Origin of the sequence: Lentibacillus kimchii (assembly GCF_042666895.1) — a bacterium.
GTDB lineage: Bacteria > Bacillota > Bacilli > Bacillales > Amphibacillaceae > Lentibacillus > Lentibacillus kimchii.
Window position 1 is genome coordinate 1 of record NZ_JBHTGR010000016.1, and the last position, 19,667, is coordinate 19,667.

The 19,667-nt window shown below is 42.0% G+C and carries 22 protein-coding genes; 12 read left to right on the forward strand and 10 right to left on the reverse strand.

Going from position 1 to position 19,667, the window contains the following annotated elements:
• Positions 1–346: 346 nt before the first annotated feature.
• Together ACFQU8_RS07945 and ACFQU8_RS07950 are read right to left on the reverse strand one after the other, a co-directional pair.
• Positions 347–772, reverse strand: a complete 426-nt coding sequence (locus ACFQU8_RS07945; protein WP_382358677.1) for a universal stress protein — start codon at positions 770–772, stop codon at positions 347–349.
• A gap of 21 nt (positions 773–793) precedes the next feature.
• A complete protein-coding gene (locus ACFQU8_RS07950; RefSeq protein WP_382358678.1) occupies positions 794–2,017 on the reverse strand; it encodes an MFS transporter in 1,224 nt (407 codons plus the stop codon).
• A 112-nt stretch (positions 2,018–2,129) separates the two neighbouring features.
• On the opposite strand from ACFQU8_RS07950, the gene ACFQU8_RS07955 reads away from it, so the two are divergent.
• The gene (locus tag ACFQU8_RS07955) at positions 2,130–3,017 is read left to right on the forward strand and encodes a LysR family transcriptional regulator (protein ID WP_382358679.1); all 888 of its coding nucleotides are present in this window, start codon (positions 2,130–2,132) and stop codon (positions 3,015–3,017) included.
• A gap of 126 nt (positions 3,018–3,143) precedes the next feature.
• On the opposite strand, the gene ACFQU8_RS07960 is transcribed toward ACFQU8_RS07955, so the two are convergent.
• Positions 3,144–4,550, reverse strand: coding sequence for a YfcC family protein (locus tag ACFQU8_RS07960; protein WP_382358680.1), 1,407 nt, complete (start codon positions 4,548–4,550; stop codon positions 3,144–3,146).
• Between the two features lie 97 nt (positions 4,551–4,647).
• Positions 4,648–5,805 carry a M20 family metallopeptidase gene (locus ACFQU8_RS07965; RefSeq protein ID WP_382358681.1) on the reverse strand — a complete coding sequence of 386 codons (1,158 nt, stop codon included), beginning with the start codon at positions 5,803–5,805 and terminating at the stop codon, positions 4,648–4,650.
• A gap of 283 nt (positions 5,806–6,088) precedes the next feature.
• Between ACFQU8_RS07965 and ACFQU8_RS07970 the strand changes: the two genes are divergently transcribed.
• The 8 genes from ACFQU8_RS07970 to ACFQU8_RS08005 all read left to right on the forward strand — a co-directional run bounded on the left by ACFQU8_RS07970 (position 6,089) and on the right by ACFQU8_RS08005 (position 11,856).
• Positions 6,089–6,331 (forward strand): DUF4190 domain-containing protein, encoded by a 243-nt coding sequence (locus ACFQU8_RS07970; protein WP_382358682.1) that lies wholly within the window; start codon positions 6,089–6,091, stop codon positions 6,329–6,331.
• A 79-nt stretch (positions 6,332–6,410) separates the two neighbouring features.
• A complete protein-coding gene (locus ACFQU8_RS07975) occupies positions 6,411–6,551 on the forward strand; it encodes a lmo0937 family membrane protein (protein WP_382358683.1) in 141 nt (46 codons plus the stop codon).
• Between the two features lie 83 nt (positions 6,552–6,634).
• The gene (locus tag ACFQU8_RS07980) at positions 6,635–7,426 is read left to right on the forward strand and encodes a VLRF1 family aeRF1-type release factor (protein WP_382358684.1); all 792 of its coding nucleotides are present in this window, start codon (positions 6,635–6,637) and stop codon (positions 7,424–7,426) included.
• 667 nt (positions 7,427–8,093) lie between these two features.
• A complete protein-coding gene (locus tag ACFQU8_RS07985; RefSeq protein WP_382358685.1) occupies positions 8,094–8,300 on the forward strand; it encodes a hypothetical protein in 207 nt (68 codons plus the stop codon).
• A gap of 131 nt (positions 8,301–8,431) precedes the next feature.
• Positions 8,432–8,668 carry a hypothetical protein gene (locus tag ACFQU8_RS07990; protein ID WP_382358686.1) on the forward strand — a complete coding sequence of 79 codons (237 nt, stop codon included), beginning with the start codon at positions 8,432–8,434 and terminating at the stop codon, positions 8,666–8,668.
• 441 nt (positions 8,669–9,109) lie between these two features.
• On the forward strand, positions 9,110–9,640 hold the full coding sequence (locus ACFQU8_RS07995) for a hypothetical protein (RefSeq protein WP_382358687.1): 531 nt from the start codon (positions 9,110–9,112) through the stop codon (positions 9,638–9,640).
• Positions 9,641–9,822: 182 nt separating this feature from the next.
• On the forward strand, positions 9,823–10,806 hold the full coding sequence (locus ACFQU8_RS08000) for a DUF3231 family protein (RefSeq protein WP_382358688.1): 984 nt from the start codon (positions 9,823–9,825) through the stop codon (positions 10,804–10,806).
• A gap of 756 nt (positions 10,807–11,562) precedes the next feature.
• Positions 11,563–11,856, forward strand: a complete 294-nt coding sequence (locus ACFQU8_RS08005; RefSeq protein ID WP_382358734.1) for a DUF3923 family protein — start codon at positions 11,563–11,565, stop codon at positions 11,854–11,856.
• Here ACFQU8_RS08005 and ACFQU8_RS08010 read toward each other — a convergent pair.
• Entirely contained in the window at positions 11,785–12,267 is a 483-nt protein-coding gene (locus ACFQU8_RS08010) for a hypothetical protein (protein ID WP_382358689.1), read from the reverse strand. The two genes, ACFQU8_RS08005 and ACFQU8_RS08010, sit on opposite strands and share 72 nt — an antisense overlap.
• Entirely contained in the window at positions 12,264–12,854 is a 591-nt protein-coding gene (locus ACFQU8_RS08015; protein ID WP_382358690.1) for a CBO0543 family protein, read from the reverse strand. The genes ACFQU8_RS08010 and ACFQU8_RS08015 overlap by 4 nt, the downstream gene beginning before the upstream one ends.
• Before the next feature lie 135 nt (positions 12,855–12,989).
• On the opposite strand from ACFQU8_RS08015, the gene ACFQU8_RS08020 reads away from it, so the two are divergent.
• Complete coding sequence (locus tag ACFQU8_RS08020; RefSeq protein ID WP_382358691.1) at positions 12,990–13,835, forward strand: ATP-binding cassette domain-containing protein; 846 nt, start codon at positions 12,990–12,992, stop codon at positions 13,833–13,835.
• Complete coding sequence (locus tag ACFQU8_RS08025) at positions 13,832–14,548, forward strand: hypothetical protein (protein ID WP_382358692.1); 717 nt, start codon at positions 13,832–13,834, stop codon at positions 14,546–14,548. The genes ACFQU8_RS08020 and ACFQU8_RS08025 overlap by 4 nt, the downstream gene beginning before the upstream one ends.
• A 447-nt stretch (positions 14,549–14,995) precedes the next feature.
• Here ACFQU8_RS08025 and ACFQU8_RS08030 read toward each other — a convergent pair whose 3' ends face one another.
• Positions 14,996–15,709, reverse strand: coding sequence for an arylamine N-acetyltransferase family protein (locus tag ACFQU8_RS08030; RefSeq protein WP_382358693.1), 714 nt, complete (start codon positions 15,707–15,709; stop codon positions 14,996–14,998).
• A 138-nt stretch (positions 15,710–15,847) separates the two neighbouring features.
• A complete protein-coding gene (locus ACFQU8_RS08035) occupies positions 15,848–16,255 on the reverse strand; it encodes a hypothetical protein (protein WP_382358694.1) in 408 nt (135 codons plus the stop codon).
• A gap of 157 nt (positions 16,256–16,412) precedes the next feature.
• Between ACFQU8_RS08035 and ACFQU8_RS08040 the strand changes: the two genes are divergently transcribed.
• Positions 16,413–16,916, forward strand: a complete 504-nt coding sequence (locus ACFQU8_RS08040; RefSeq protein WP_382358695.1) for a hypothetical protein — start codon at positions 16,413–16,415, stop codon at positions 16,914–16,916.
• Positions 16,917–17,015: 99 nt separating this feature from the next.
• On the opposite strand, the gene ACFQU8_RS08045 is transcribed toward ACFQU8_RS08040, so the two are convergent.
• The gene (locus tag ACFQU8_RS08045) at positions 17,016–18,425 is read right to left on the reverse strand and encodes an MDR family MFS transporter (RefSeq protein WP_382358696.1); all 1,410 of its coding nucleotides are present in this window, start codon (positions 18,423–18,425) and stop codon (positions 17,016–17,018) included.
• A 551-nt stretch (positions 18,426–18,976) separates the two neighbouring features.
• On the reverse strand, positions 18,977–19,543 hold the full coding sequence (locus ACFQU8_RS08050; RefSeq protein WP_382358697.1) for a DUF3006 domain-containing protein: 567 nt from the start codon (positions 19,541–19,543) through the stop codon (positions 18,977–18,979).
• Positions 19,544–19,667: the final 124 nt, after the last annotated feature.

The following is a 19,667-nucleotide window of genomic DNA, read 5'->3' on the forward strand; positions in this document are numbered from 1 at the left end:
CTGTGGGTGTGTTTTGGCTAACTCTATTCTACAGGAAAGGGTCTTCCTTTTTCTATGACCATTATTGAGTCATTGCGATTTACACAAACTATTTTACGCTCTCAGCTAAAAACACTTTGTTTAAACAGTTATTGACGTTTATTGTAACATAATTCAATATCCAGTCCTATTATTATTTTGTCTCTTTTTATCAAAGACACTATAAGCTTAACACATAAAAAACGCATTACAGCTACAATATGAGCTAACACAAAACGTGTGATTATAAGAATCCCCCTTTAAATAGGATCATTAAAGGGGGAATAAGAATCTATAAAACAAACAGCTTTTAATCTAAAATCATCTATCACCGAACAACCAACACCGGGACGTCCGAATGATGCACGACGTAATGACTGGTGCTCCCTAAGAGCTCCTTAACGCCTGTTAATCCGCGGCTGCCGATAACAATCAAATCACAATCCTGATCTGTGGCGTGTTCTAATATCGCTCGAGGTGCTTTTCCTTCCACGACAGTAAAGTCCATCTGATTGGGAAGTCCCTCCAATTTTTCGTTTGCTTCGGCGAGAACTTTATCACCGTGTTCATGCATCGACTTCTGCATATCTTCAAATACATCGCCAATGACATAAGGCGTCTGAGGCAGTTCAACAGCATATAAGACACTGATTTGAATAGAGGCATTCGCCTCAGCAATCGCCACTGTTTTTTCCAATGCCTGTTCAGCTACATCTGATCCATCATAAGCGAGTACGACTTTTTCGCAAAACATACATCTCACCTGCTTTTTAAATTAATGATTCGCCGCTTCTGCGTGATCTTCTGAATGCTTTTGGCTTCGGGTTTTCAATAAATAGATACCATAAATAATAATGAAAATCACCATACAAATGGAAGAAATCCGGTACATCATGGCATAGCTAGTAGCTGCAGCAACAGAACTCAGTACAAGTGATCCTAATGCGACACCTAAATCCATGAAAGATAAAAAGGTGCCGTTTGCTGCCCCTTTACGATTTGAAGCTGACCGGTCAATAGCCCATGCCTGCAGCGACGGCTGGACCGCTCCAAAACTTAAACCATAAAAGACGGACGTTAGAATCAGCATCGGAATCGTCGTCGTAAACGATAAAAGCAGCAAGCCAATCAGCATTAAAATAGCTCCTGGAAATATGACGATAGCAGGTCCTTTACTGTCAAATAACTTGCCAATAAACGGCCGGCTAATCAGGATCATGAAACAATGACCCACAAAATAAATCCAAATGTTCTCGATGCCTATCTCTTCACCGAATAAGGCTATAAAGCTCATCAATCCGCCAAACGGGACGGCTAAAAATAAACAAAGCAATGATGGCAGCAATGCTTTCTTTTCAAAAAGGCTTTTCCAAAAGGATTCTTTTTGCGCGTTGGCTGGTTCAGGTTGTTTTTCCTGTTTTGGAATGGAAATACCTTGTGTTAATATAAATCCAATTACCATAAAGACCGTTGTCAGAACAAGGATCATATTAAAATCATAATGATTCAGCACCGAAATACCAATGATCGGTGCGATAGATGTGGCAAGAATAACCGATAAGGCATAATAGCCTGTCCCTTCCCCGCGCCGGGCATCCGGAACATTATCGGCCATAATCGTCGCGATCGCTGTTGAGGTCATGCCCCATCCTGCGCCTTGGAACAAACGCAACAGCGGCAGCATCGCTACAATGGAAAACGCGAAGAAACTTACGTTAAACAAAATCAGAACCAAAAAACCGATAAGCAGAAATGGTTTCCGGCCAATGGTATCGGCGCCTTTTCCGGTTATGGACCGAAAGACCAATGCGGAGAACGCAAATAAACTGACGACCAAACCGGCTTGCAGTTCGCTCCCGCCCATACTTTTAACATAAACCGGCAATGTCGGGATCAGCATTTGAAATCCCTGATAAACAAATAAGTTAGCGACAACAACTAAAATAAAGTTTTTGGACCATAATTTATTAGTCGAATCCATCGTTTCACTCCTATTCATCTAAACTATAAAAAATAGCACCTCCCAAGGCTAACAAGGGTTCTTATATATGAAAAATATATATAATATGATAATGTTATAATGTAAAAGATATAGGGCGAGGGTGATCAAAATGGATTTAAAGCAGTTGTCTTATTTTAAGACCATAGCGGATGCCGGAAGTATTTCGAAAGCGGCGAAAATCCTGTACATGGCCCAGCCACCGCTTAGTCAGAATTTAAAGCGATTGGAAACCGAACTGGATGCCACCTTAATCCATCGAAGTAATCAGCAGTGGGAGCTGACAGAAGCAGGCAATACGTTATACCAGCATGCTGTCAACATGCTGCAATCGTCTGCGGATATCGTAACGGAGATTCAAGAAATCAGTCAGGGAACACGCGGCACATTAGCAATCGGGGTATCGTCAACATGTATTTCCTATTTGCCTGAGGTGATTAAAACATTCCGGGCTGCTCACCCCAACATCTATTTGAAAGTCTGGCGCGGCGATTCGTCTTATTTGGAGGAATTGCTTCAGGAAGGCATCATTGAATTAGCATTCATGCTGCTGCCGATGGCACTGGACGCGTATCACTTTTCCAGACTTCCATCTGAGCCGTTTGTCATCGCAGCGCCCAGGCAGTGGGAAGAGCAGCCCATCACGGAAAATGTGCAGCTGCAGCAAATTGCGAGCTATCCATTTCTAATGCTTGCGCCTATGGAGGGTTATTCGGTTTACGAGAATATTATCCAGCATTTTCACAAACGCAATCTTTCGCCGAATGTTATTATGGAGTGTAAAGATATCTCGACATTATTAGCCCTTGTTGCTTCAGGCGTCGGACTGTCAATCCTGCCTAAATCAGCTATCCAAAAAGCCTTTTATCACGATATCGTGGCGATTGATATGACGTATTTCGGTTTTTACATTGAACCATCTGTCGTATGGCTAAAGAATCATCGTCTATCCAAGGCGGCAGACCTTTTTCTTAAATATGCTAATACCAGTCAGTACTAACAGGCTGGCACGTCTCAATGGTGGTGAAAGACAACCATTAAAGATGCGCCCTGTTAAAGAACTCCATTCGACAAAAACCGGGTCGTGACAGGCACCAAAGGGAGACAGGCACCAAAGAGGCACCCATCAACTCGGCCAAATAACGGTATGAGCTACTATCAGGAGTGCGGCGCCCAGTACGTATTGGATAGCGAGCAGCGGCAGGATCCAGCGTATCCATTTAATCCAGGAAATCCGGGCGATCGCTAAGGAACCCATAACAATACCGGATGTTGGTAAAAACACATTGGAGATAGCATCCCCGAGCTGGAAGGCAAAGACGGCTGCCTGACGGCTAACCCCTGCCAGATCAGATAGCGGGGTCATAATCGGCATCGTCAAAGCTGCCTGACCGCTGCCGGATGGAACAAGAAAATTCATGACCGCCTGAACACCATACATCCCAACGGCGGAAAAACTGGTCGGTACCTGACTTAACCAAGTCGAAATGGTATTTAACACGGTGTCAATGGTGGAACTTTCCTGGAGTACAGCTAAAATGCCATAAGCAAATCCAACCGACACAGCTGCCAGAACAATATCCTTGCACCCCTCAACAAATTTTTCGGCGATCTGATTTAGCCGCATACCGTAGATGATGCCGGCCACAATTCCCATCAGCAAAAACAGACCAGCTATTTCCTTGATGTACCAGTCGAACAGCATAACGCCGACTGCAAGACCGACAATCGTGAGTAAAAACAGGCCAATAATAATGACTTGTCTCCGCAGCAATGTTACGTCACCTGAGTCTGCAACCTCGTAGGATTGATCAATCTGATGCATCGAACTGGAAGCTGGATCTTTTTTAATTTTCCGGGCATACAGCATGACAAAAGCGATGCTGATACCCGTGAATAACACCCATGCTAATATGCGAAAGCCTAAGCCTGAAAATAACGGCAATTCGGCGATCCCCTGGGCAACACCTACCGTAAATGGATTAAGAAACGCGCCGGCATAACCGGCATATACCCCAACCAGCACCATGGCCACGCCGACTATGGAATCATAGCCAATTCTTAATGCCAGCGGTATAAATATCAGCACAAACGGAATTGTTTCTTCTGACATGCCAAATGTCGCCCCGCCAAGCGAAAAGAGTGTCATGACAATCGGGATGATGAGAATCTCTTTCCCTTTCATTTTTTCAGAGATTCGGATTAAACTCGTATCAATTGATTTGGTAGCATTCAATACGCCAAAGGCACCGCCAATAATCAGGATAAAGGCAATAATTCCTGACCCTTCTACCATCCCTTTATGCACCATTTGGAATATATCAAAAAAGCCGATGGGATTATCTTCTACTTGATGGTAGGTTCCTTCAACGATTTCGGTTTGCCCGTCGTCTGTATCAACGCGGTCAAATTCACCGGCAGGAATAAAATGCGTCAGGATCGAGAAAATAATAATCATACCAAATAAAAGAACAAAAACATGGGGGAATTCAAATTTCTTCTTGTTGCCGATTGTGTTCCCTGATTTTTTCATGGAACCTCCCTTTCAAATTAATTATTTTAATTTTACAAATATTAAGATTACAAGTGGCCAGATGTCCAACTGACAGCCACCTGGCCTTCCATTGATTTTATTTTTTCGTCTGATTAAATTCTGTTTGTATTGACGCCAGCAGACTGGAATCGGTCAACACATCATAACCGGTCCCGGCAAGCGACAGCACGCCTTTCCTGATGAAACCCTGTCCGTCCTCTGTAACGGTGGTATCGGCAAAACGCCTGGTATGCGGAACCAGACTGGCATCATTCATCCCAATATGCGGGTGAATGGCCGGAACAACCTGGCTGACATTGCCTACATCACTTGATCCCGACGCCTCACCAGCTGGTTCAATCGCCTCGTCGCTTATGTCTTTTAGATGCTTCAGGAATTGATCTGACAGACGTTTATTCGTGACTAAGTTGTCATTGCTGAGTTCATAGTTGGATATGGCTACGGTTGCGCCTGTCATGCTGGCAGCCCCGTCAGCGATGCCTTTGACTTTTTCCACAACGTTATTTAACGTGCTGCGCGTCTCGGCCCGGAAGTAGAATTGCGCCACGGCATAGTCCGGAACAACATTAGCTGCTTTTCCTCCCTGCGGAATAATACCATGCATACGCACATCAGCAGGCACGTGCTCGCGCAAGGCGTTGATGCCATTAAACAGCTGAATAACGCTATCCAGCGCATTAACACCCTCTTCCGGTGCTGCGGCAGCATGTGATGATTTTCCGGTGAATGCAAACTGGATGGCATCCAAAGCAAGTGTCGGGCCACTTTCCTCAGCCACGCCACCCGGATGAGCCATCATCGCCAGATCCACATCGGCAAAAATGCCCTGTTCAGCCATCGGCACTTTGGCCCCGTCCGTTTCTTCAGCGGGCGTTCCGAATATGACTACTTTTCCACCAGTCTCCTCAAGCATTTTACTCAGGACAATACCAGCACCAATACTCGTGGCCGCAATCAGATTATGGCCGCATCCATGGCCGATATCCGGCAATGCATCGTATTCAGCCAGATAAGCGATCGTCGGACCGGGTTTGTCACTAGCGAATTCCGCGCGAAAGGATGTCGGCACATCAACCAGTCCGGTTTCCACGGCAAAATCATGTTTCTCCAGGTAATCAACGAGCAGCTGCATTGAATTAAATTCTGCATTTCCAAGCTCCGGATGATGGTACAACTGTTCACTAATGCGAACTAAATCGTCTTGAATCGCATTGAATTCATTAAGCAAACCCATAGAAAAGCCCTCCAATATAAGAATAATGAATGTATATTTATGCTTATTAATTAATAATAATGCATTATCAGACGATCGTCAATAACGATTTTAACGGTTAACGAACGCTTTCAAGCACCATCAAACAAAAAAATCGCTTCAATAGGGATACATGCCCTATCGGCGATTTTTATACTTGCCTTAAAACAGGACTGTCATAGACGTGTTATTTAATGCATAAAGACTGATTAAGCCGACCATATTAGTGTATAATACTGTATCATTTTCAAAGAGGGTGCTGGGCATGACGCCACAAACGAAACAGCCATACAGCGGTAAAGCCATTACCATTTTAGTGTTAGGAATTCTCTCGCTTGTCACCCAAGAATGGATCGGTCTCATCCTTGGCATTGCTGGCATTGTTTTGTACGTAAAAGCCAAAAACGACATATCGCAGCAGGAGGTGTCTGGCAAAGGCATGGCAATAGCCGGATTGATTCTGAGTATCGTTGGGGTGCTGATGCAGTTTTTTGATGTAATTGATTAGTTTGCTGTGTTTTAAATGCAACCATACATGGGAATGTAAATATTGCAGAGCTTAATAATAAATAAGGTGAGATGTAAAAATGCTTTGGACCATATTAATTATTTTATTTATTCTGTGGCTGATTGGTTTTTCCTTCCACATTGCCGGTGGTTTGATCCACATTATTTTGGTCATTGCTGTCATTCTGCTTGTTGTTAAAATCATACGAGCAATACTTTGAATTGAGCTGTATTCTAAGTGTGAATCCGGCACAAAACAATACTGAATATATTACACGTAAAAAGAAAGGAAGATTGCATGCTAATGAAAGATTATCTTAAACAATTGGAAAACACGGCTTATGAGGAGCCGAAAAAGGTATTTACCCTATATCTCAACACGGATCCCCGTGACCCTGAGCAACAGGCTGATGAATGGAAAATAAGACTCAAAAATGCCTTGAAAGATCTGGCTAATAAAACACAGGACAGTGACTCGCATGAAGAAAAGAACCAAGCCAAAGAAATTCGGGAAAAAGTCGAAAACGAAATTTATGGTAAGGAAAATGAATTAAAGCGCAGCATCATTTTATTTGCTACATCAGATGAAGACTTATGGTTCTCAGAGGCTCTTAATATTCCGGTTACAACAGAGTATCATTGGGACAACAAGCCTCACACGGAACAATTGCAAAATCTTCTTTCGGATTATCCGCACTCGGGCGTTCTGGTTATTCAACAGGACCGGGCACAGCTGATTGAAACTGAAATCGGTATGGTGCTTAACACCGACTATTATAAACTGGATCTGAACACAGATAATTGGCGCGAGCATCAAGGCCCGCAAGGAAGTGACTGGACACAGGGCGGCGCCAAAAAAGATGAATACCAAGAGCGCGTTGAAGCTCATCAGCAGCGCTGGTTCAAAAGCCTGGCTGAAACCATACAGAAAAAGGCTAAACAACAAGGCTGGGACGAGCTTCAGCTAGTCGGTGAAAACGATGAGATTAAGCATCTGAAGGATTATTTTGATCGGAAAATCAATAAAATGGTCCCGCGTAATTTGTTAGATGAAAACCCAAGCAAAATTGTAGCTGACGTCTTTGAGGAAGAATAAGTTTTTTGAGACATAAAAGACTAACAAGACAGTCCTTGCGAAGGGCTGTCTTGTTGTATAAAGAAAGGACTGTTTGTAGTAAGACTTTACTCCCCTATTTCCCCTCTCAAACTCTCCTTGTCTCTGTTTTCGATTCAACGCGTAAGAATTCTCCGCATCCGGACAAAAAACAATGACGAACACCTTGAAATATGTTAAACTAATATTCAGTTAATTTGGTAAATCCCATGCAAGAGGAACGCAGCGTGAACAAATACCGAGAGCGCACTATTTGCATTCCATCTGCCATTTTTATTTTTTCTTAGAACGGCTTTAGGCTACGTTACACCTTCTTTTCTTCCCTCAATTAAATTACTCCATTTCATTCATTGCGGATTTAGGTGTCCATTGGCTAGATTATTGAATGAAAACTTAAAATCGAAAGGCTGTTTATCTCGATGAAATACGCGCTCAAACATAATACAGCAACCTATATTGCCGTATTATATGCAGCTGTTATCTTGGGTTGGATCGTTATGACAAGATGATGCGACGTTTATAAAATCCTTTGGAGACTGTTCTGCAGCCTTTGATAAATCTTTGAAACAGACGGTCTCGTGGTTTAGATAAATAGCTGTCGTGCTATCACAAAGGCACTAGCTACTCATTAAAAAATGGGGGTTTATAAATGACAAAACACAACAGAATGGGATTGACTGCTTCACTGTTTGCGTTAGTTGGCATCCCTGTTATTTTTCTGATTATATCCCTATACACTGGGGATTGGGGCTTTTTTCTTTTAAGCCTGCCAGCCGCTTTTGTCGCCGGTTTATCAGGATTGATCACGACAATCCAACAGATCAAAAAGGATAAATCAGACGGAACAGAGAGCTGAAGGCGGTCATACTGCGGCAGAAAGGACTGTCGATTGCCTTAATCATATCAGGTACAGCGTCATTTTTGGGTTCCCTTAACATTTGAATAGTGTGTATAATGAAAGTATAACCATAAAAAGGAGGTTCTTTAATGACATCCTGGACGCCTTGGCTTATCGCAGGCATGATAACAGCTGTTTTGATCTATGCTATTTTAAGTATTTATTTAAGGAGATCGATAGGCTTATATCTTGCCGCCGTTTTTCATGTTTTTCTGGGAATTTTATCGCTGCCATCGATCGGTTTATATGTATTGGGATTAGCCATTCTCGAGTTAATCACAGGTGTTACTATGTCCGTAAAAATGTCAGCTAAAAAAGCTTCTTAAATCAGAATTAAACGACTAATCATCCAAGAGGCGTTCTTGCAGTGAAAAGCGTTATTAGCCGATCAATTTTATCAGCCGTCATCATTGCTGTCGTTGTATGAATCGCCAGTATCCTTTTCACCTTTTCCTATAGTGAATGGAGTTTTTTTATTGGTCTGGGTTTATCAGTTATTATTTATTTTTTTAATAGCAGTGGCGGTGTTTTATCTAAAGGAGCGATTTTTGAGACAAGTGAATCTGTATGGAAAGTCCAAAAAGAAAGCAGCAAACTGAAGGCACATGTTGGTGCTGCATTCTATGGCTCTGTTCTTTATACAATTGTCAGCTTAATCGCTACGATTTTTTTATTTTTTTAAATCTTTAGCGTCCATTCGTACTAATGACGGGGAGGTATTCGAAATAATACAAACTAGGATTGTTTATCGACTTGTTATCCCTTTTGTGATACTAGGCGTTGTTTTATTAAGTGCAGGCTGTTCAGCAGACAGCTCGGAATCCGAACCAGAAGATGAAAACATAACGACTTTAGAAGCCGTTTTGGAAAACACGTTTACAGGGCCAGATAAAAAATTAAATCGATTGACTGATCCTGAGAATATCAATGTTCCTGATGATCAGGATGAAACAAATAAGGTGGTATCGCCGGCTGATACGGAACTGGATTCATATTCAGAAGACATGTACCAGTCTTATTTCACGGAAGATATGTACGAGGAATACATCGGTCGCTACGTTTATTCTTATCAGGCAAAAGAAAACGATGACATGAACGTTGCGGACATTGATATTAAGCAAAAGAGTTCAGATGAAATCATCTATGACTTTACAGCCAACGTAGCATACCAGAAGGAAGACGCAGACAAGCAGCATTTTAAAATAAAAGGTCAGGCCAATTTTTCGGAAGAGGGAGACATTAAGCGGTTTAAATTTAACGCTGACGACGGGTTAGCAAAAGCCGTTTCTGAAAGCTAACCATTTATTATAGACGACAAAGGCTGTTCATCAATTGGGTCACTCGCTACAATAGTATCTTGAGTATTTGAACTCAGATTATTCTTTTAAGGGTGTTTTTAGCTTGTCAGATTCCTCCTAAATACATATTTTTGAGAACGAAACAAAGGCTAATCTTAAAACATGCATTTAGGAGGACCCGTATGAATGAGCAACCTAAGATGAGTTCCACTGAGCTGGGTGCGCTATGGATGACATACCATAAAAAAGGTGTCATTTTGCGAATGCTGGAGTACTTTATTGAAAAAGCTGATGATCCAAAAGCTAAAGATCTTATGTCAGGTTTGTGGAAAGAAATTCACCCAAAAGCAATCGAAATAAAAACATTGCTTGAAAACGAGGGTAGTGCTGTTCCCGAAGGTTTTACCAAAAAAGATATTAACCTTGAAGCATCCAAGCTGTGGGACAATGGTTTCGACATTATGTTCAGCCGTATTTTGAAGCAAGTCAGTATGGGTATATACGTCCTTCATCTAACAATGACTTACCGGAAAGATATCATTAAGCTTTATAAAGAACTGACCGAGATAACCGAAACCTATTATGACCATTTCACACAATACCTTATTGAAGAAAGATTCCTTTCTCGCCCCAACTATGTCACAATGCCAAAATCGACTGGCTATATAACCGATAAGAATTATGCCAAAGGAACGAATATAATGGGGAATAAACGACCACTCAACACAGTTGAATTTGGTGTTTTATATCGTTATATTGAGACAAATATTACGGGCATGCAGCTGATGGATGGCTTTATACAGACAACGCAGGACGAAGATGTAAAAAAGTACTTTACGAAAGGGCGAGAGCTGGCGAAAGAGATTATAAGTGAAACATCAGATATTCTTCTCGAAAATGGTATCCAGCCCCCCGCCACACCTGGAGGCACTGTTACAAGTTCAACTATACCACCTTTTTCTGAAAAACTGATGATGTTCTGTAATTATCTGTTAGGCGGCCTTGCTATTGGCGGAGGCGGTTTCGGCGCCGGCTTTAATTTACGGAATGATTTGCAGATCAAAACCGGGATTTTTGCCAAGGACGAATTTGAATATCAACGGGAAGGCACCAAGCTCATGATGTCTAAAGGCTGGTTTGAAGAACCCCCAAAAATGAATCTTTAATCCATCACCCCGAGCGGTTTTTAAACCGTACTATGATAACAAGCACGGGAGAGTCTGTCTCAAGCTGGGCAGACTTTTAATTTCTCGCGTCACCTTATGCAATGTTTTTCCAAATTATCCGATCCTGGTTAAATGAGTGAATGAATCATGATAAAATTAAGTTAAAACCATTTTCGGTAAATTTATCATTCAACACCATTTGCCTAACAACCAAGGAGGTAGACGATGACGCAATATCACCTGAATATTATAATCATTGTGTTTAGTGTGACTGGATTCCTCGCCTTATTCACTTATGGGCTCAATCTTAACTTCGGTCTGGGCCAAATAGTCCTATTGATAGCTGGAGGGTACGGTATCTACCTCAACCTTCGGGAAATTAAAAACACCTGGGAGCATTAATCATGTTTGATAAAGAATTCTTCATCACTATATTTTTGGTTTATATCACATTAGACGTCTAAAAAAATACGCAGCTGACGCATGTCTGGATCCTTAACCAGGTGATTGAGTTATCGGTATGTCTTGCTGTTTTCGTCATATTTGCTGCTATATGGAAAAAGGTCACAAAAGAAAATTTTAGAGCCATCCGAAATGACTTATTTAATCGAATCATATGTTAAAGTTTCAGATAGATTAAGCTGCAGACTTAAGGATGCCATTGGTTAGAATGGTTGACGATGGAAAACGTTTAGTAAAACAGGTATATATTCACAGTCATCATACAAATTCAAACGAGTCTGAATTTTGCTGTTTGTGACGGGGACAGCTGTTATTTGGCTGAGAGAAGTTGATGGTGCTGGTGTTCCGCAAACACCTGAGATTAAATTAGTCAATCGGGCGTTTATCAGGAACAAGCGCCCGATTGAAGGAACATTTAGACAGAATGGCCAATCGCTCCCCTTTAAACTGACGAGAGAAAACAATAGCCTGAAACGGCTGGCCGAGCAATTGGAAAAAACGGCATCGCGCCCGGTGTCAATAATCAGTTCGCTTACGCACGAAACGTTTTTCAATCAAATGGCCTATAAATCCGGCGATAAGTCCTAGTAATATGCCGCTTATAACAGGGCTCGCAAACGGCGTGTGCATCGTCCAGGAAAAGTAAAGTGTAATGCCTATCACCATTCCAACAACAGATCCCACGAAAAAGCCGGTCAAATCCATGCCTTGTTTCCCATTTAGCACTCTGGCCTGGTTATACGCCTGCCACATAGAAAAGGCATAAACGGAAGGGTAAAATAATCCCCATTCAAAGTTAACAATGTCATGAGCCTGCTCGAAGTCTAATTGGATCGTATAATACAGGGATAAATTTATCTCGGCTTGTAAGTTCACATATAGTTCCCATGCCATGAGAACCAAGGCCCAGACATAATCACGATTATAAATTTGACCAAATCCCGGCAAGCCAACAGCCCAGGCTAAAGCTACAATGGGCGATTTTTTTTGATCCTTCATGTCGCGTCTTCCTCACCTTGTTTGGTTGATCGTGCTCGCCTTTGAATAGCCATCATCTTGTGTGTTAAGGCTTTAATACCGATACCCATCGCAATGTAAATCGGGAAGGAATAGATAAATTTCCATGTATTTAAGTGATATATACCTAACAACTCGAAGACAGGCTCTGCCACAAATGTTCCGATAGCGGCTAAAGCAATCGTTGCCCAAATATATGGTTTCCATTTCGTAAACCATTGGTATATCAGCATGTAAGCGACCGGTAAAACGGCAAGGTCAACAGGATTAAGCGGCGTTATTATTTGGACAACTTTGTATCCATAAGTCCAAAAAGACAAGGAATCACCTGTAACATCAAGAATCGTAGCCAGGATTCCTATGCACAGCCCCACGAACAGAATCTCCAGGAGCCGGCTTGTGTCTAATGCTTTTAGCCAGATAAAGATGACAACAAGCGTCAAAATAATTAAGAGCCACCAATTAAATGTGAAAAGAACATCGTTTACCCAACGTTCGTAATTTGCTTCAAACATTTGCTGTTTTACATCGTAAAGCTTTTGGATCGAGACGGAAGGTTGTTGTTTCATTAAGTAACCGCCTTTAATGGTTTTGTTTACTTAGACTTTCCCAAGAGATAAATTTTATGCCACGATTGAACCAAATTATGGCATAATGAATGCATATATTGCTTGGTATCTTATATAGCGAATCGGAGTGTATTCATGACGACATTAATTGAAGCGCAAGAGCTTACTAAGAAATACTCTGTCAGACTCTTTTCTAATCTTTCACTGTCTGTTAATCATGGTGAAGTCCTTGTGATAAGGGGCAACAACGGCTCGGGCAAAAGTACGCTCTTGAAAATACTTGCCGGCATCACAGAACCGACACATGGTACCATTAAGCGCATGAAACCAGATTTGATAATCAGCTATGTACCGGAAAAATTCCCAGACGATATTCGTTTTACTGCAAAACAATATCTCTATCATATGGGCAGGATTCAGGGACTCACAAAACCGGAATTGCAAGATCGTATATCATCGCTTCTCAGGCAATTTCGCTTGGAAAGCGAGCATGCTAATGCTATTCATACGTTTTCCAAAGGTATGAAACAAAAAGTCGGCATCATGCAGGCTCTATTGGCGAAACCGGATATTCTTTTGCTGGATGAGCCGCTTTCAGGCCTTGATACGGGTACACAGGATGACTTGGAGTCAATTTTATATCAATTGAAGTTGGATGGCATGACGATTTTAGTCGCCTGTCATGAGCAAAAACGCTTTAACAGTATCGTTGACAGGGGCATTATTTTGGGTGATCAGCCGATTCAATCGGAATATTATCCTGCCGGGGAACTGCCGCATCGTGTCATCATTCAAGCCGATACCAACGCCCAAAAACTCGACTTTCTATATGGAATAGCTGGCGTGATAGATAAGGAACCAATAGATGATGGGGATGTTATTCGGCTGGATGTTGAGCCGTTTGCCAGTGACCGCATTCTGCTTGCACTTATCCAGCACGGTTGCTCCATTCAATCCCTGCATACGGAGAGCGAAAAATGAAGGAATTAGTCAGTTATTACGTCTCAGATTATATAAAATCATACCGCTATGTTCCACCGCTTACAATTTATCTGATCGCAGTCGTCATTAATTACACTTATAAGCCAAGCCCGGTGTTAAGCAGTACAGCCATGACGGCGGTGTATTTATTTTTGCTTATGGCCTGGTTTACACTGACTTTTTTCCATACAGAAAATCCTGTCCAGCAGCATTTAACGATTCTTCATGCAAAGAGCAAGGCGAAAGTGTTTTTAGCCAAATATATAACGATGTCTTTATGCGTCATCGCTCTTTCTGCCTCCTCCGTGGCTTATCCAGTAGTTTTGGGTATGTTCGGGGCAACTATTTCGATTCCTAAATTAACCATCGGATTTCTCAGTCACATCTTTCTCGGCGTTCTATCAGTATCGATAACAGCTTTATTCACAAGACACATTGCCAAAAATTCGGGAATGGCCTGGCTTGGTATTATTTTTGTATTGCTTGCCTCCATTGCCTCTGCCGGTTTGCATGATGCATTGCCGCATGCCCTGCAGTGGATTGCATGGGCTCTGCCACCCGTACCGTATTTGATGTCTTTAATGGGAGGAACCAATGCTGCATCAATTTTTCCGGCGATCGGTTTTGTTTATGTGTGGCTAGCGATATATTCCGCCATTTTAATCTTAATGTTTTTCTGGATTCAGCATCGGGGATATCAGGGTTCCTGCTAGAAGGTTAGACTAGAGGTGCGTTCGTTGAATAAAGTAGCGAAGGCTGTCTAATTGTATACTTTTTCCGGGAAACGCTTAATAATAAATGCATACATGTTAAAATATGTATAACAGTAGACCAGCATCATATGAGGGGTGGGTGTTCTGGAGCCTTCCAAGAAGGGAGATGACGCCAGTGGACACAGCAAACGTATTAACGCTGATGATTTCTTTCGGCACGTTGATAGCGTTTATTATGTCCGACAAATCCTAATAACCCCTCATATGCTTGGCGGCCGTGAAGGGTTATTTAGCCACATGCGCCACCCCTCTTAATGGAGATGGTCTATTGTACCGTAGGCATTAAACAAATGCCTACGGTTTTCATTATATGACCATCCTCCATGATTATACCCCACATTTTTAAAAAAGAAAACTAAATTTTTTATGGATAGCGTATGCACATGATTATAAATGGATATTGAAGTATTTTTCCAATACAGTGGTTTTTTCACTGTCACTGACGGTCGTCTCCTGCTTTTCGCCGTGCCGCGTGATGATGAAGGCATTACCCGAAAGCGTCATACGGCCTTCTATAGTGGCCAATGATACGATGTCTTTTTGAGTAAAATGAGATTTTGGCGAGGTTTGATTAAAATAACATGCCTCCTCAAAATCTGCTAATTCCTTAGGCGTTGTATCAAAGCGAAATAGCGTGTCCCATTTATGTTCATTTTTCTTTCTTTGCAGGTCAAAAATATTCTCCCTCACCTTGACGGCACGGTAAACACCGCTTACATCCTCACAGGGCTCTCCTGTTAAAGGGATAGGCTTCCTTGCAGAGTCTCCAAAACCGACATCAACCAGATAAGGCTGGTCGAACTCAACAATCTGAGCTGCATGGCTGCCTTCTTTAGCCCATGAGCCATCGGGACGGCTAACGGTAGCCGATATAAAGCAACTATTGAAACCCAGCGTTTGCAATAACCAGTTGAACAAACCGTTTAATTCATAACAAAAACCGCCGCGTTTGTTCAGCACAATCTTTTTATAATACGTTTCGACGTCTAATGGAATCGGAACCTGATGCATCACATCCAAATTTTCAAAAGGAACATGGAGCATATGCTGTAACTGAAGTTCGCTTAGTGTCTCTAAATTTACCTCTTTTACACGGTCCATACCTATTCGTTGTAAATAGGAATTAACATTCATTTTAAGATGCCCTTTCTACACATTAGTGATTGATTTATTATCCTTTTCCGCAGCGAACATATAATCCAGCAGTGATTTATCAACCATAGATTTTGGTGTTAATTCTCATTTCTTAGGACGCTTTTTCTCTAACTGTTCATAAATGTCATTCACAGGATACCCATGAACATGAGCAATGTCGATCTTAACTTCTTTAAGTTTAATTTGGATCTGTTTGCCATTAAATTTAACGTCCTGAATATCGCTGTACTTTGCGGATTGCGAATGCCCTTTTTCCTCGACACGCAGTTCGCATTCAGTCAGGACAACCCGTTTGTCCCTGTCCTTCATGTAGGTAATCGGAAGAACAATTAAACCGCCTGCCAAAAGGCCGGTGAGCGCAAATAACAGCAGACTGACAATACTGGATCCCTTCCCCTGCATAAAAAGCGCGATGACAAACACTGCTAATGCAGCGGGAATTCCAAACGTCAGCATCTGCTTATAAACTGTATTCGTTCCATAAAACGTCATGCTGCTATGCCCCCTTGCTATGAAACGTTTCTTTTACAACACCGTACAATGTTCTATCTATTAATTCAACAAATGAGCGTTTAATACATATACAAGAACTTTCCTAAACGTTATAGTGCCTGTATAATAGCATCATATTACGGAGGCATCGTTAAACATGACTATCACGTTCAAGCGCCCGATGTTCATATCAGGTAAATATTTGGATATCTATCAAGGTGAAGCGAAAATCGGCAAAATGCGCTATTGGAAACAAGGTCATTCACATGACCCTAAAAATGATGTCAACATTGCAATAGAAAGCAACGAACAAACTTATGAAATTCTTCAGCAAACGTCCTCGATAATCGAAGGCAACAATTGGCATATTCTGGACAGAGGCATTCCTGTTGCAGACATGCAGAGTGGTACATTGAAAAAAATTGATCAAATCAAAACACAATTTCAAGACGGTACGACATTGTTCATTAAAGCTGAAGGGCTGTTTAAGTCCGGAATTCAGCTATTTATAAATCAAGAACTTATAGGTGAAGCATCACCAAAAGGACTGTTTTTTAATGGCTATTATGAAATTAAACTAAGCGATACCAACGTCCCCCTAGACCCTCTTTTGCTGGCTGGCATCACTTACGCATTCTTTTCAATGTCCAACCTAGGTTAATGAATAGAAGTGATAATAAATGATTCCTTCTTTGAAAGATAATAACAGCCAGCAGTAAAAGAACCGCCCTGAGCAAGGACGGTTTTTTTATACCATATATTAACTGTCAGATGATCCCTCTCCAGGTTTCACCGTTTCTTTCAGTTTAAACGAAAGGATGAACCCTACAATAGCCGCGGCGGCTGCGACGATAAAGGAAATATTCACACCATGAACAAGACCGCTTACACCCTCACTTGGTATGGAAGCTGTCGACATGATCGTGACGAGAATCGCAGTCCCGATCGATCCGGAAACCTGGCGGAATGTGTTATTCATCGCTGTTCCGTGTGGAATTAGATCGTCAGGCAGCTGGTTCAAAGCCAACGTTGTCATCGGCATCATGATCATGGCAATAGCAATCATACGAATACCATTCATGCTTGCCAAATAGGCAAAGCTTGTATCCGGAGACAAATTCGTGAACGTGAATGTTGTCAGTGACAATAGTAACAAACCACCGCGGGCGAGCCATTTCCCTCCAAATTTGTCGAACAGAAAACCGGTGATCGGGTTTGAAAATCCCATGATAATGGCACCTGGCAACAACACAAGTCCAGATTTAAGCGCCGAAAATCCAACCATGTTCTGCATGTACAATGGCAGGATCACATTCGTTCCAATCATCGCTGCGAAAGCAATCATGCCAAGACCGGTCGCTAACGCAAACGTGCCATGTTTGAATACCCTGAATTCAAGAAGCGGTTCTCTCAATTTCAGCTGTCTTGTAATGAATACAGTGAGAGAAATGGCACCGATGACAAGCGACAGGATAACCTGCAGGCTGATCCACCCAGCATCACCAGCGGTACTGAATCCGTATAAAAGGCCTCCGAAACCAACAGTCGAGAGGATAATTGATGAAATATCCACTCTTGGGTTTTTCTGTTCCGTCACATTCTTCAGCAAGAAATATGCCGCTATAATGTCCAAAATAGCAATTGGCAGTATGACATAAAAAACGCTGCGCCATGGGAACTGATCGACAAGCCAGCCGGAAAGACTCGGACCAATTGCCGGAGCAAACGCAATTACAAGTCCGAACAGTCCCATTGCCGTACCCCTTCTATTTTTGGGGAAGGTCAGGAATAAAATGGTCTGCATGAGCGGCATCATAATACCCGCACCTGAAGCTTGCAGGACACGACCAACCATTAGGAAGGCAAAACTTGGTGCTATGGCAGCAATTAAGGTACCTGTAGCAAACAAGCTCATAGCCGTCAGAAAAAGCTGACGTGTCGTAAATTTCTCGATTAAAAATGCGGTAATAGGAATCATAATACCGTTGACGAGCATAAAAACGGACTGCAGCCACTGAGCTGTCGTCTCAGCCAATCCGAGATCCCGCATAATAGGTGGCAGCGCTGTCCCCAGAAGCGTCTGGTTCAAAATGGTAATAAAAGCACCTGAGAGCAATACCACGAAAAGCGGAATATATTTTTTGAAATCAAATGACTCTTTATTCGCCATGACATACCAACCTTCTTTCAAAAATTAATTGCTGATGAAAAATATCTGCTGTTTATACCATGTCCGAAAAATAAAAAACAAAACAGATATTTATGATGATAAGAAAAACCGAAAATTAAACGGCTGTACCAGCAACAGAAAACGCACACACTCAAGGAAAGGTTGGTTGGGTGTGTGTTCTGTATATTGTTCACCAGATGCATTAGGATATAACTCCCATATTTACTGTCCCATCTTCGTATGCAATTGTCAGTATAAAGCGTGTAATCCAAGTGTGTTTTGGGGAATTTGTCTAACACTGTGATGGCTTTAATTGGCTATGTGCATAGATCGATTTCCACACAGCAGCGCTGGTAACTAAAAAACACCCGGCATACGGATGTCTTCCTTTTGACTATTTTTCAGCTGGCAGAGCACTCCTGAAAAAAATCAAATTCTCCGTTCTTCCGACTTCTTCTAACTCATCAAGATTATTTTATTGTAGCATATATCTTATTTAATAACTACCCACATGTTCATAACTCGCTAAATTATTTTGCGATCTAAATCCGCTATTCCATGAACCTCAGCTGGTTTATTAGCTTTTCAGCATGCTTTTGTGCCTGTTCTGTTTGGTTATAATTTATGGATAAGGACGCATTTCCCTGCTTATCCGTCCAGACATTAAACCAGGTATTGACATCTGCCTCATAGGGGATATCTTGCTTCGGAACAACCATCTCTTCATTAAGCGACTCAAACAGAATAACAGCTTTATCTTTTTCGAATCGCTCCAGGACTGCTTCTGTGTACCGGGGGAACGAATCGAGTAATGCCTGCATCATGGCTGTCTCCGCCTGAAAACTACCCTTGTTCCCTATTCCCGCGGATGATTGAAGGGGATGCATTCCGCACGCATTCAGATAACTAAACGTATCCCGGCAGACGTCAAATCTGTTTCCAAGCACATTCGCCGCACTGACTTCTTGCCACGTCATCATGTCATGGCATGATGCGTTTGCATTAACCTTAATCAGCTTATCCGACGACGTCGCATTCATTCCTTTTGGATCAATAATGACTAATAAAAAGCAAACGCTGACAACCAGAATAAAACGAACTGTAAATGATATTTTCAAATCCTAGCCACCCCATTTTGTTCATTATGCCAGCCGATCAGACATAACGCACATTGGCAAAAAACAAATTCGTGAGTAAAAAGCGCCTCTGAAAACAAATTTTGCCAAGGGGCCAATTGCTATT

What these genes read in the sequence shown, in the direction of transcription:
- ACFQU8_RS08010 (WP_382358689.1), bottom strand. Translation starts at nt 12,267, where the DNA reads ATGAAGGATCAAAAAAAATCGCCCATTGTAGCTTTAGCCTGGGCTGTT.
- ACFQU8_RS07985 (WP_382358685.1), top strand. Translation starts at nt 8,094, where the DNA reads ATGACAAAACACAACAGAATGGGATTGACTGCTTCACTGTTTGCGTTA.
- ACFQU8_RS07970 (WP_382358682.1), top strand. Translation starts at nt 6,089, where the DNA reads ATGACGCCACAAACGAAACAGCCATACAGCGGTAAAGCCATTACCATT.
- ACFQU8_RS07965 (WP_382358681.1), bottom strand. Translation starts at nt 5,805, where the DNA reads ATGGGTTTGCTTAATGAATTCAATGCGATTCAAGACGATTTAGTTCGC.
- ACFQU8_RS08025 (WP_382358692.1), top strand. Translation starts at nt 13,832, where the DNA reads ATGAAGGAATTAGTCAGTTATTACGTCTCAGATTATATAAAATCATAC.
- ACFQU8_RS07990 (WP_382358686.1), top strand. Translation starts at nt 8,432, where the DNA reads ATGACATCCTGGACGCCTTGGCTTATCGCAGGCATGATAACAGCTGTT.
- ACFQU8_RS08035 (WP_382358694.1), bottom strand. Translation starts at nt 16,255, where the DNA reads ATGACGTTTTATGGAACGAATACAGTTTATAAGCAGATGCTGACGTTT.
- ACFQU8_RS07980 (WP_382358684.1), top strand. Translation starts at nt 6,635, where the DNA reads ATGAAAGATTATCTTAAACAATTGGAAAACACGGCTTATGAGGAGCCG.
- ACFQU8_RS08030 (WP_382358693.1), bottom strand. Translation starts at nt 15,709, where the DNA reads ATGGACCGTGTAAAAGAGGTAAATTTAGAGACACTAAGCGAACTTCAG.
- ACFQU8_RS08040 (WP_382358695.1), top strand. Translation starts at nt 16,413, where the DNA reads ATGACTATCACGTTCAAGCGCCCGATGTTCATATCAGGTAAATATTTG.
- ACFQU8_RS08045 (WP_382358696.1), bottom strand. Translation starts at nt 18,425, where the DNA reads ATGGCGAATAAAGAGTCATTTGATTTCAAAAAATATATTCCGCTTTTC.
- ACFQU8_RS08000 (WP_382358688.1), top strand. Translation starts at nt 9,823, where the DNA reads ATGAATGAGCAACCTAAGATGAGTTCCACTGAGCTGGGTGCGCTATGG.
- ACFQU8_RS07975 (WP_382358683.1), top strand. Translation starts at nt 6,411, where the DNA reads ATGCTTTGGACCATATTAATTATTTTATTTATTCTGTGGCTGATTGGT.
- ACFQU8_RS07945 (WP_382358677.1), bottom strand. Translation starts at nt 772, where the DNA reads ATGTTTTGCGAAAAAGTCGTACTCGCTTATGATGGATCAGATGTAGCT.
- ACFQU8_RS08015 (WP_382358690.1), bottom strand. Translation starts at nt 12,854, where the DNA reads ATGAAACAACAACCTTCCGTCTCGATCCAAAAGCTTTACGATGTAAAA.
- ACFQU8_RS07955 (WP_382358679.1), top strand. Translation starts at nt 2,130, where the DNA reads ATGGATTTAAAGCAGTTGTCTTATTTTAAGACCATAGCGGATGCCGGA.
- ACFQU8_RS07960 (WP_382358680.1), bottom strand. Translation starts at nt 4,550, where the DNA reads ATGAAAAAATCAGGGAACACAATCGGCAACAAGAAGAAATTTGAATTC.
- ACFQU8_RS08020 (WP_382358691.1), top strand. Translation starts at nt 12,990, where the DNA reads ATGACGACATTAATTGAAGCGCAAGAGCTTACTAAGAAATACTCTGTC.
- ACFQU8_RS07950 (WP_382358678.1), bottom strand. Translation starts at nt 2,017, where the DNA reads ATGAATAGGAGTGAAACGATGGATTCGACTAATAAATTATGGTCCAAA.